The organism is Amycolatopsis sp. NPDC059027, assembly GCF_042739735.1.
Lineage (GTDB): Bacteria > Actinomycetota > Actinomycetes > Mycobacteriales > Pseudonocardiaceae > Amycolatopsis.
The window spans coordinates 1-10,573 of sequence record NZ_JBHYIK010000139.1 but is presented as its reverse complement, the minus strand read 5'-3'; the positions used below and the strand labels follow the sequence as shown (position 1 = coordinate 10,573).

The 10,573-nt window shown below is 71.0% G+C and carries 12 protein-coding genes; 9 read left to right on the top strand and 3 right to left on the bottom strand.

Going from position 1 to position 10,573, the window contains the following annotated elements; translation table 11 throughout:
* Nucleotides 1-29: 29 nt before the first annotated feature.
* Nucleotides 30-773: an SDR family NAD(P)-dependent oxidoreductase gene (locus tag ACFWY9_RS44230; protein WP_378327587.1), complete on the bottom strand. Its 744-nt coding sequence runs from the start codon at nt 771-773 to the stop codon at nt 30-32.
* A 94-nt stretch (nt 774-867) separates the two neighbouring features.
* On the opposite strand from ACFWY9_RS44230, the gene ACFWY9_RS44225 reads away from it, so the two are divergent.
* Nucleotides 868-1,470 (top strand): TetR/AcrR family transcriptional regulator, encoded by a 603-nt coding sequence (locus tag ACFWY9_RS44225; RefSeq protein WP_378341703.1) that lies wholly within the window; start codon nt 868-870, stop codon nt 1,468-1,470.
* Nucleotides 1,471-1,528: 58 nt separating this feature from the next.
* Here ACFWY9_RS44225 and ACFWY9_RS44220 read toward each other — a convergent pair whose 3' ends face one another.
* Nucleotides 1,529-1,849, bottom strand: coding sequence for a WhiB family transcriptional regulator (locus tag ACFWY9_RS44220; protein WP_378327585.1), 321 nt, complete (start codon nt 1,847-1,849; stop codon nt 1,529-1,531).
* 230 nt (nt 1,850-2,079) lie between these two features.
* On the opposite strand from ACFWY9_RS44220, the gene ACFWY9_RS44215 reads away from it, so the two are divergent.
* The 5 genes from ACFWY9_RS44215 to ACFWY9_RS44195 all read left to right on the top strand — a co-directional run bounded on the left by ACFWY9_RS44215 (nt 2,080) and on the right by ACFWY9_RS44195 (nt 6,528).
* Nucleotides 2,080-2,997: a MerR family transcriptional regulator gene (locus ACFWY9_RS44215; protein ID WP_378327594.1), complete on the top strand. Its 918-nt coding sequence runs from the start codon at nt 2,080-2,082 to the stop codon at nt 2,995-2,997.
* A gap of 9 nt (nt 2,998-3,006) precedes the next feature.
* Nucleotides 3,007-3,858 (top strand): hypothetical protein, encoded by an 852-nt coding sequence (locus ACFWY9_RS44210; RefSeq protein ID WP_378327584.1) that lies wholly within the window; start codon nt 3,007-3,009, stop codon nt 3,856-3,858.
* A gap of 140 nt (nt 3,859-3,998) precedes the next feature.
* Nucleotides 3,999-4,595 (top strand): response regulator transcription factor, encoded by a 597-nt coding sequence (locus tag ACFWY9_RS44205; protein WP_003073605.1) that lies wholly within the window; start codon nt 3,999-4,001, stop codon nt 4,593-4,595.
* 379 nt (nt 4,596-4,974) lie between these two features.
* Nucleotides 4,975-5,547, top strand: a complete 573-nt coding sequence (locus tag ACFWY9_RS44200; RefSeq protein ID WP_345396876.1) for a sigma-70 family RNA polymerase sigma factor — start codon at nt 4,975-4,977, stop codon at nt 5,545-5,547.
* Complete coding sequence (locus tag ACFWY9_RS44195; protein ID WP_378327583.1) at nt 5,548-6,528, top strand: anti-sigma-D factor RsdA; 981 nt, start codon at nt 5,548-5,550, stop codon at nt 6,526-6,528.
* 69 nt (nt 6,529-6,597) lie between these two features.
* On the opposite strand, the gene ACFWY9_RS44190 is transcribed toward ACFWY9_RS44195, so the two are convergent.
* Nucleotides 6,598-6,993 carry a DUF5319 domain-containing protein gene (locus tag ACFWY9_RS44190; RefSeq protein ID WP_345397513.1) on the bottom strand — a complete coding sequence of 132 codons (396 nt, stop codon included), beginning with the start codon at nt 6,991-6,993 and terminating at the stop codon, nt 6,598-6,600.
* Nucleotides 6,994-7,123: 130 nt separating this feature from the next.
* Between ACFWY9_RS44190 and guaB the strand changes: the two genes are divergently transcribed.
* From guaB to ACFWY9_RS44175, 3 genes are all read left to right on the top strand, one after another.
* The gene (gene guaB, locus ACFWY9_RS44185) at nt 7,124-8,635 is read left to right on the top strand and encodes an IMP dehydrogenase (RefSeq protein ID WP_378327582.1); all 1,512 of its coding nucleotides are present in this window, start codon (nt 7,124-7,126) and stop codon (nt 8,633-8,635) included.
* An 88-nt stretch (nt 8,636-8,723) separates the two neighbouring features.
* Nucleotides 8,724-9,200, top strand: coding sequence for a DUF3574 domain-containing protein (locus tag ACFWY9_RS44180; protein ID WP_378327581.1), 477 nt, complete (start codon nt 8,724-8,726; stop codon nt 9,198-9,200).
* Between the two features lie 202 nt (nt 9,201-9,402).
* Nucleotides 9,403-10,536: a GuaB3 family IMP dehydrogenase-related protein gene (locus tag ACFWY9_RS44175; RefSeq protein ID WP_378327580.1), complete on the top strand. Its 1,134-nt coding sequence runs from the start codon at nt 9,403-9,405 to the stop codon at nt 10,534-10,536.
* Nucleotides 10,537-10,573 lie beyond the last annotated feature (37 nt).

Genomic DNA, 10,573 nt, shown 5'->3' with positions numbered 1-10,573 from the left:
GGCTAAACGCGCTCGGGGCGGGGGTGGGGTCAGGCGGTGAAGCCGCCGTCGACGGTGATGGTGGTGCCGGTGATGTAGCGGCCACCGGGGCCGGCGAGATGGGCGACGGTCGCCGCGATGTCGGACGCGTCGGCGTAGTGGCCCAGCGCGATGTGCTCCAGCTGCGACGTCGAGTGCGGCCCGTCCGCCGGGTTCATGTCGGTGTTCGTCGAGCCGGGGTGCACGACGTTCGCGGTGATCCCCCGCGACCCCAGATCGCGCGCCAGCCCGCGGGTCAGGCCCGCCAGCGCCGACTTGCTCGCCGAGTACAGGCTCAGCCCCGGCCACGGCGCCCGGTCCGCCAGATCGCTCCCGATCGACACGATCCGCCCACCGCGGTCCATGTGCCGCACCGCGGCGCCCGCTGCCACGAGCACGGCCCGGACGTGCACCGCGAGCGTGTGGTCGATCGTCTCCACGCTCAGCTCGTCGACGGTGCCGGTCGGGAACACCCCCGCGTTGTTCACCAGGATGTCCAGCCGTCCCAGTTCGGCGGCCGCGCGGTCGACGGCGCCGGTCACCGCGGCGGCGTCCGCGCTGTCCGCCTGGATCGCGACGCCGCGACGGCCGAGGCCCTCGATCTCGGCGATGACCTTCTCCGCCCGGTCCCGCGAGCGCTCGTAGGTGATCGCGACGTCGGCGCCGTCCGTGGCCAGCCGGATGGCGATCGCCGCGCCGATGCCCCGGCCCCCGCCGGTCACCAGTGCCACCTTGCCCGCCAGCGGTGTGTTCATGGGAACTCCCCTTTCTTTAGTGGTCACTACATAAAAGGGGACGTAAGATCCGGGCGTCAAGGGTTTTTGTATCAGTCATTACAGAAGGTGGTCCATGTCACCGCGAGGACGTCCCAGGGCCTTCGACCGCGACCACGCGCTGACCGAGGCGATGTACGTCTTCTGGGCGCGTGGTTACGAAGGTGCGTCCCTGGCCGACCTGACGACGGCGATGGGCATCAACCCACCGAGCCTCTACGCCGCGTTCGGCGGCAAGGAGGCGTTGTTCCGTGAGGCTGTGGGGCACTACTGCGAAAAGTACGGCGGCTTCACGGCCGCAGCGCTGCGAGAGCCGACGGCCCGTGTCGCCATCGAGGCGGTCCTCCGGGACAACGCGCGCGATTACGTCGACCCCGGCCACCCCAGCGGCTGCATGGTCGTGCTCGCCGCGACCAACTGCACGCCCGCGAACCAGGGGCTCTACACCTACCTTGCCGAGCTGCGCCGCGAAACCCAGGAGTCGATCACACAGCGGCTGCGCCAGGGCCTGGAAGACGGCGATCTGCCCGCTAAGACCGACGTCGACGCGCTGGGTCGCTTCTACGCGACGGTGCTCTTCGGACTGTCGGTGCAGGCGCGTGACGGCGCGACCCTGTCCGAACTCGGCGCGTCGATCGACGTCGCGCTCGCCGCCTGGCCAGGGGAGTCGCGGAAATGACGGAGGGGCAGCGTCCACAAAGGACGCCGCCCCTCCGGAACGGCAGGCGGGAGAGGGCCTAGCCGTTCGACATGCTCATGGCGCGCTTGTCGGACTTGATGATGTGTTCCCGCTCGGATTCCGAGAGCCCGCCCCAGATCCCGTACGGCTCGTGTACGGCGAGCGCGTGGCTCCGGCACATCTGGAGCACCGGGCAGGCCAGGCAGACGGCCTTCGCCCTGGCTTCGCGGCGTGCTCTCGCCGGACCGCGCTCGCCATCCGGGTGAAAGAAGGACGCGCTGTCCATCCCCCGACACGACCCCTCCAGCTGCCAGTCCCACATGTCCGCGTTGGGACCCGGGAGCCTGCGCGTGTCTGCCATCCTGACCGCCTCCGTCATCCGGTCGATGCCTTTAGCTGCTCCGCTGTGGTGCTGCTACTCCATTCGGTGCAACGGCGGTAACGTTAGAAGCGCGCCAATACTTGTTCAAGAGATTCACCCCGATTCAGCCGTTAGGCATCCCCCGGATGTGTGAGCTGGGCTTTTGGCTCCGGTTGCCCGTCGCCCGGACGCCCGGGATATTGGGCCGCGTGGGAGCTGGGTCGGGCACGGAAGAACCCACCCTGCCGGTGGCCTCGGTCGCCCGCCGGCTCGGGGTCGCGCCGTCCACCCTGCGTACCTGGGACCGCCGCTACGGGCTCGGCCCGAGCAGGCACACCGACGGCAGGCACCGCCGTTACGGCAGTTCCGACATCGGACGTCTCGAACTCATGCAGCGCGCACTGCTCCGAGGTGCTTCGACGGCCGAAGCCGCCCGCTACGCCCTCGAGCAGATACCCCGATCCGGTCCGCCCGCGGCCGCGGAGATCGTCGGCGCGCTGGTGGACGAGCCGCAGGAGGAGAAGGAACCGGACGGTCACGAAGTGCCGTCCCGGCTGGCTCGCCGCCTCAGCACCGCGGCGCTCGCGATGGACGCCGGCGCGGTACAGCGGATGCTGGTCGACATCATCGGCGAACTCGGCGTCCTGTCCGCGTGGACCGGGGTGATCGAGCCCGTGCTGACCGCGCTGGGCGCGCGCTGGCGCGGAGTCAGCGCGGGCGCCGAGGTCGAGTACTTCCTGTCGGAGTGCGTTTTCGCCGCGCTCGTCCGCGCCACCCCGGTGCTCGACGAGCCCCGCAACACCCGCCCGGTGCTGCTCAGCTGTGTACCGGAGGAACGCGACAGCATGCCGATGTACGCGCTGGCCGCGTCGCTGGCGGAAAGGCGTGTCGGCGCCCAGCTCTTCGGGGCTCCGTTGCCCGCCGAGGTGCTCGCGGTCGCGGTACGCCGCAGCGCGCCCGCCGCCGTCGTGCTCTGGGCACGTCGTCGCGGTGCCGCCGATCCCCGGCTGTTCGCCAGGGTGTCGCGCGGGCGCCAGCGCAGCAGGCTGTTCGCCTGCGGGCCCGGCTGGGACCGCGCGACACTGCCCGGCAAGGTCGAGCTGCTGACGGATCTTTCCGCGGCCGCCGACCGCATCGAGCATGTTCTTGTCGGTGCGAGGCGCTAGAAAGGACAGGTGCAGGAACGCTCCCTGCGGACAGCCGCGTTCGGCGGTGACCCGCTGCCCGCCGGTCCCGTCGTGGTGCCGCCGTCCGCCACGCCGGTGGCGCGGCTGCTCGCGGCGATCGTCCTGGGCGCGCGGGGCCGGTATGCCGCCGCGGCGACGCTGCTGGCGGGCCTCGGCAAGGAGCCGAGCCCGCTCATCGCGTCGCTCGCGGGCAGCACGCTGGCTTCGCACCGGCGTCAACTGGGCGGGCACGTCCGGGCCCGGGCGCTTGACGGGGAGGCCTACGCGCTGGCCATCGCGCTCCCGGACACCGGCCGCGACCCCGACGGGCTCGACGTGGCGGGAGCGCGTGCCGACGCGCTGCTCGGGCTCGCGGCGGACAACCTCGCGCTCGGCAGGCTCGCTGCCGCGCGCCGGCTGCTCGCGCTCGCGACGGCCGAGGAGGCGGGCTGGCGGGCCACGGTGCGTAGCGGCTGGGTCGGCGCCGAGATCGAACTCGCCGCGGGCAGGGCGGGCGAGGCCGTCGCTCCCGCGCGCCACGCGCTGGAAGCGGCGAGGGAACGCGGTGCCCGGCGGCACGAGATCAAATCCGGCATCGTGCTCGGAGTGGCACTGATGGCGGCGGGCGATCCCGGCGAGCGGGACAATGCGAGAGACCTTCTCGAAAACGCCTTGGCGGCGACGGAAAAAAGCGAACTCTATTCACTTTCTTGGGTGGTGGCCGGGGTGATGGCGGACCTTGGGGCAGGACACGCCGAGAAGTATCGATTCAGAGCCGCTGAGGTGTTGCACGCAGTGTTACGGCACGCAGATCCTTGCGGGAGGCGAATCGCGCGCGAATCGCCGTGGGTTCCGCCTTGACCGGGTTGAGCCTCTAGGAAACGGCGTTCCGGCATCCGGGCTAAGAAACTTCAAAAAAAGCCACCGGATCGTGTCAAGGTTCGGGCTAAAGCGTCCGATAGGGGAAGTGGAATGTCACCCGGCTGCAGGAAGGAAACCCCGTGACGACGGTCTTGATCTGCGACGACCGACGCAGTGTCCGTGAAGGGCTCACCCGTGTGATGTCCGCGGTCCCTGGGGTCAGTCGCATCGACTGCGTAGCGCACGGTGACGAGCTGCTGGCCCGGTACTCCCGCCAGCCGGTGGACGTCGTGCTGGTCGGGACGCAGCGTGCCGTCCCGACGGGCGTCGAAGCCACCCGTCGGCTCGTTTCCGCGAACCCCCAGGCCAACGTCATCGTGTTCGGCGCCCCGGACGACGCGGGCAGCATCGCCGCCGCGATCGCCGGCGGTGCCCGCGGCTACCTCCGGTGGGACGCCTCCCGTCCGGAGCTGGTCGCCGCGCTGGCGCACACGCTGGCCAGCACCTCGGTGCCCGCGCCGCGGCAGCCCTCCGACCCCGGTGTCCAGCTCACCGAGCGCGAGCTCCAGGTGCTGCGCGGGATGAGCCAGGGCAAGAGCAACGGCCAGATCGGGCGTGAGCTGTACCTGTCCGAGGACACCGTGAAGACGCATGCCCGGCGCCTGTTCCGCAAGCTCGGCGTGCGCGATCGCGCGCAGGCCGTCGCGCACGGCTTCCGGCGCGGCCTGGTCTCCTGATCCCGGGGCGAGCACTTCGTTCCTGAACGGCAGTACGGGTGACGACGGGCCAGGGCGGAGGCCGCCCTGGCCCGTAGCTGTGTTCCCGGTCACCCTTGATGTTTTCCGTCCGTTAACTCGGGCAGGCTTTTCCCGGCCCAGCCAGCATCGGGCCGCGTACCTGTCTGGTTCCTCACTCGTTGAACAGCTGTCTTCGGCGAGAAGAGCCAGGTAAGGCCGGAGCGGGAGAACCGGCGTCGCCACGGCGCGCCGGGGGACGACCGTGAGCGGACGTCGTCGACCGGCCAAAGGTACGGTAGATGTGACCGGCGCACGGGGAGAGTAACCATGCGCCGGGTTCTTTGCACGCCTACACGTAACACTGGGACTGTTGTCTGCGATGGCCAATGTGGGGGATGGACTGGATGAGCCGGTCGCCGCTGCTGTCGAGGGCGACCCACAGGCCGTCGAGCGGTTGTTGGCGGCCATCCGTCCACTGGTCGTGCGGTATTGCCGGGCCAGGGTTGGCAGGCAGGAGCGTTCGTTCGCTTCGGCAGACGACGTCGCGCAGGAGGTGTGTCTCGCGGTGCTCACGGCATTGCCCTCGTACCGTGATCAGGGGCGACCTTTCCTGGCCTTCGTCTACGGTATCGCCCAGCACAAAGTGGCAGACGCGCATCGGGCCGCGGCCCGCAACCGGGCGGAACCGGTGGCGGAGGTGCCCGACGAGGTCGAGGGCGGGGTCGGTCCGGAGCAGCGCGCGCTACAGGGTGAACTGAACGAGCGGATGTCGCAGTTGTTGCAGGTGCTGCCGGACAAACAGCGGGAGATCGTGGTGTTGCGGGTGGTCGTCGGCCTCTCCGCCGAGGAGACGGCGGACGCGGTGGGCTCGACGCCCGGCGCGGTCCGGGTCGCCCAGCACCGGGCGCTGGCGCGCCTGCGCAAGGTCCTCGCCGCCGAGGAGGTGATCTGAGTGACCGGGCGTGAGCGTGACGACAGACCGGGCGCCGAGCACGAGCAGACCGTGGGCTCGTCGGCATGGGGCAACGGGATGACCGCCTCCGAGGCGGAGTTCGCCGCCGACCTGTCCGCAGTCCAGGCCGACGACGCCTTGCTGGACGCCCTCGGCGGCTCGGACCCGGCGATCGCCGACAGCCTCGGCGACCAGGAACTCAACGCACTTCTCGTCGCCTGGCGACGGGACATCGACAGCGAGCCGCTCGCCGAGCTCGTGGACGTCGACACCGCCGTGCGCACCGTGGGCGCCGCGACACTGGCCCGCCGCCATTCCGGCCGGGGCCGTCGCAGGATGCTCGTCCCGGTCGCCGCCGCGGCCGCCGTGCTGGCCATCGCCTTCACCGGCACCGGGCTCGCCGCGCGTGACGCGCAGCCCGGGGACACGCTCTGGGGACTCACCAAGGTGCTCTACGCCGACCACGCGCGGTCGGTGGAAGCCGCCGCCGCGGCGAAACTGGACCTGGAGAAGGCGAATCTCGCGCTCGCCGGCGGCAATCTCGACCTCGCGCGCAAGGCGCTCGCCGACGCGCAGGCCGCGCTCAGCCAGGTCACCGACGCGGAGAACCGCGACCAGCTGATCCAGCAGCACCGTCAGCTCAGCGCCCAGCTGGACGATCCGACGGCGCCCGCGCCGCCGCCGGGCCAGCTGCCGTCCCAGCAGCCGCAGAACCCGACGACGAGCCCGTCGAACCAGGCCAGCGGCGCACCGACCACACTGCCGGGCAGCGGTGGCAGCACGAGCCTGCCGGTGACCAGCTCCACGCCGTCGCCGACGCCTCCGCCGCCGGTCACGCCGACCACGACCCCGCCGCCTCCGGTCACCACGACGACCCCCGCCACCGGCAACGGGCCGGGTGGCAGCGGCACTCCGCGCAGCGAAACGGGTGCGGGCGGCCAGGGCCAGCAGGGCCAGGCTGTCACGCCGTCGACGCCGTAACCCGGCACAGCAACCGAAAGGGCCTTGGTGAGCGATCTCACCAAGGCCCTTTTTGCTGGTCGGCGGGCGTCAGTAGGCGCTTTCGTTCGCCGTCACGCCGTCCGCGAAGCCGCGGCAGTAGTCCCAGCTCACGTAGTCGCCGGGGTTGGGGTCGAAGGCTGGCTCGTGCGGCCGCATCCGGCCGTCGGCGAGCAGCTGTTCCAGGCTGGCCCGCAGCAGGTGCCAGTCGTGGTAGTGCGGCTCGTCGCATTCGCCGCAGTCCACCACGATGCCGCGCACCCCGCGCGGCTCGAGAAGTGCCTGGTAGACGGCCAGATCGGAGAGGTCGGCCAGCAGCTCGGTGCGCTCGTCGGGAGTGATCGGTTCGTCCAGCCTGTCGTCGCTGTCGAGGAAGGCGCGGGCCGGATCGTCCGGATCATCCGCGAAGGGGTCTGGGGGCAACACATCGTGCGGCACGGCCTGCACGGTACCGGGCGCGTGGTGCCGGTCCCCACCCGCCCGGGACCTGCGCGCGGCCCGGATATCATGAGGGGAAGGCCCACAGCGTCGTATCGCGGCCCTGTTCATCCCCCGCCAGGAAGGCCCTTCGCCTGCTATGACCAGCGACAGCGTGACCGCACCCGTGCCGAGCAAGTTCGCCATGCTCGGGCTGACCTTCGACGACGTGCTGCTGCTGCCCGCCGAATCGGACGTCGTACCGAGCGGGGTCGATACGAGTACGAGGCTGACCCGCAACATCACCCTGGGCGTCCCGCTGGTCTCCGCCGCGATGGACACCGTGACCGAGGCGCGGATGGCGATCGCCATGGCGCGTCAGGGCGGCATCGGCGTGCTGCAGCGCAACATGCCGATCGACGAGCAGGCCGCCGCGGTCGAGGTCGTCAAGCGCTCCGAGGCGGGGATGGTGACCGACCCGGTCACCTGCTCGCCCGACGCGACGCTGGCCGAGGTCGACGCCCTGTGCGCGCGGTTCCGGATCTCCGGTGTCCCGGTGACCGACGCGGCCGGGACGCTCGTCGGCATCATCACCAACCGCGACATGCGCTTCGAGGTCGACCACACCCGCCCGGTCAGCGACGTGATGACGAAGGCGCCGCTGGTCACCGCGCAGGTCGGCGTCACCGCGGACGCGGCGCTCGGGCTGCTGCGGCGGCACAAGATCGAGAAGCTGCCGATCGTCGACGGCGCGGGCAAGCTGCGCGGGCTGATCACGGTCAAGGACTTCGTCAAGACCGAGCAGTACCCGCGGGCCACCAAGGACCCGGACGGCAGGCTGGTCGTCGGTGCCGCGGTCGGCGTCGGCGTGGACGGCCACAAGCGCGCGATGGCGCTGGCCGACGCCGGTGTCGACGTGCTGATGGTGGACACCGCGCACGGCCATTCGCGGGCCGTCGTGGACGCCGTGGCGCTGCTGAAGAAGGAGCTGGGCGAGGCCGTCGACGTCGTCGGCGGGAACGTCGCGACGCGTGCGGGCGCGCAGGCGCTGGTGGACGCGGGCGTCGACGGCGTCAAGGTCGGGGTCGGGCCGGGTTCGATCTGCACCACGCGGATCGTCGCCGGCGTCGGCGTCCCGCAGATTTCCGCGATCTACGAGGCCGACCAGGCGTGCCGCCCGGCCGGGATCCCGGTGATCGGCGATGGCGGCATCCAGTACTCGGGCGACATCGCCAAGGCGATCGCCGCTGGCGCGTCCACGGTCATGCTGGGCAGCCTGCTGGCGGGCACCGCGGAGTCGCCCGGTGACCTGATCCTGGTCAACGGCAAGCAGTTCAAGGTCTACCGCGGGATGGGCTCGCTGGGCGCGATGCAGTCGCGTGGCGAGGCGAAGTCGTACTCGAAGGACCGCTACGCCCAGGACGACGTGCTCAACGAGGACAAGCTCGTCCCCGAGGGCATCGAGGGCCGGATCCCGTTCCGCGGGCCGCTGGCCAACGTCGTGCACCAGCTGGTCGGCGGGCTGCGCGCGGGCATGGGCTACGCCGGGGCGAACACGATCGCCGAGCTGCAGGAGGCGCAGCTGGTGCGGATCACCGCGGCCGGGCTCAAGGAGAGCCACCCGCACGACATCACCATGACCGTCGAGGCCCCGAACTACACGACCCGGTAGACAGCCCGTTCAGCCGTTCCGCCAGCCGGTCGGCACCCGGAAGACTTCCCGGGTGTCGACCGGTTTCGGTTTCAGGAGGGACGGACGGATGTCGGTTTCGCGACGGGTGGTTTCGCGGCGGACGGTGGCGGCGGTGGCCGTGGTGGCGGTGCTGGGAGTCGGTGGGGGCGTCGCGGCGTCCTCGGCGTCGGCGTCCGCGGGCGGTGCGGCTTCTTCGGACGTCGCGGCGTCGCCTGGTGACGTGTGGAAGCGCACCGAGCTGTATTTCGGCACCGGGAAACCCGACGGCACCGAGGTGACGGACACCGAGTTCGGGATCTTCTCGGACAAGGAGCTGACCCGGGCCTTTCCGAACGGCTTCACCGAGCTGCCCGGCAAGGGCCAGTGGAAGGGCGCGAACGGCCAGATCGTGCACGAACGGTCGCATGTGATCGTCATCGTGTACTCGTTCGCCGACGCCGCGAAGGCCAATACCGAGATCGAGCAGATCCGCGCGGACTACAAGAAGGAGTTCCAGCAGGAGGCCGTCATGCGCGCGGACTCCGTCCAGAAGGTCTCCTTCTAACCCCGCCGCCCCACCCTCCCCCGAGCGCGTTTAGCGGGCTAAACGCGCTCCTTAGCATGCCTAAGCGCCGCGTTTAGCCCGCTAACTGCACTTCAGGGCGGGTGCGCGCGGCGGGGTTGGGGTGCCCCGTGCGTAGGTCACCCACGCGGCCTAGCGACAATGGGGCGTAAGACTGGGGCGTGACCACGAGAAGGGACTTACCGTGCGGGATCTGGTCGAGATCGGCATGGGCCGCACCGCGCGGCGGGCGTATGGCCTCGACGACGTGGAGATCGTGCCTTCGCGGCGCACCCGGTCGTCGTCGGTGGTGTCCACCGCCTGGCAGATCGACGCGTACCGGTTCGACCTGCCGCTGATCACCCACCCGACCGACGCGATCGTGTCGCCGGGCACGGCCGTGGCTGTCGGCGAGCTCGGCGGTCTCGGCGTGCTCAACGCCGAAGGGCTCTGGGCCCGGCATGCGAACGTCGAGGACACGATCTTCCGGCTAGTCCGTGCCGCCGAGGACACCGAGGACCCGACCGCCGTCGTGCGGGTCCTGCAGGAGCTGCACTCGGCGCCGATCCGGCTCGACCTGCTGAGCGAGGCGATCAAGACCGTCCGCGAGTCCGGGGTCACCGTGGCCGCGAGGGTCAGCCCGCAGCACGCCGCCGAGCTGACGCCCGACCTCCTCGCCGCCGGTGTCGAAATCCTGGTCGTCCAGGGCACGATCATCTCCGCCGAGCACGTCCAGCGCGACGCCGAGCCGCTGGACCTCAAGGACTTCATCGGGCGTCTCGACGTCCCGGTGATCGCGGGCGGTGTCAGCGACTACCGCACCGCGATGCACCTCATGCGCACCGGCGCGGCCGGGGTCATCGTCGGCCATGGCGCCACCCCCGGCGTGACCAGCACGGACCGCGTCCTCGGCATCGGCGTCCCGATGGCCACCGCGATCATCGACGCCGCCGCCGCGCGCCGTGACTACCTCGACGAGACCGGCGGCCGCTACGTGCACGTCCTCGCCGACGGCGGGATCAGCACCTCGGGCGACATCGCGAAGGCCATCGCCTGCGGTGCCGACGCCGTCATGCTGGGCGCGCCGCTGGCCGCGGCGTCCGACGCGCCGGGTCAGGGCCTGTACTGGACGGCCGCCGCCGCGCACCCGTCGCTGCCGCGTTCCCGCGTCGCCGCGGGCCCGGACTACGCCGTCGACCTCAAGACCCTGCTGTTCGGCCCGTCGTCGGACGCCGAGGGCGTCGTGAACCTCTTCGGCGCGCTGCGCCGCGCGATGGCGAAGACCGGCTACTCGGACCTGAAGGAGTTCCAGCGCGTCGGCCTCACCGTCCGCGCCTGACCTCGGCCGCGAAGTGCGTTTAGCCCGCTAAACGCAC

Coding starts and splice junctions, on each gene's coding strand:
- ACFWY9_RS44200 (WP_345396876.1), top strand. CDS start 4,975: ATGGCCAATGTGGGGGATGGACTGGATGAGCCGGTCGCCGCTGCTGTC.
- ACFWY9_RS44220 (WP_378327585.1), bottom strand. CDS start 1,849: ATGACGGAGGCGGTCAGGATGGCAGACACGCGCAGGCTCCCGGGTCCC.
- guaB (WP_378327582.1), top strand. CDS start 7,124: ATGACCAGCGACAGCGTGACCGCACCCGTGCCGAGCAAGTTCGCCATG.
- ACFWY9_RS44180 (WP_378327581.1), top strand. CDS start 8,724: ATGTCGGTTTCGCGACGGGTGGTTTCGCGGCGGACGGTGGCGGCGGTG.
- ACFWY9_RS44225 (WP_378341703.1), top strand. CDS start 868: ATGTCACCGCGAGGACGTCCCAGGGCCTTCGACCGCGACCACGCGCTG.
- ACFWY9_RS44230 (WP_378327587.1), bottom strand. CDS start 773: ATGAACACACCGCTGGCGGGCAAGGTGGCACTGGTGACCGGCGGGGGC.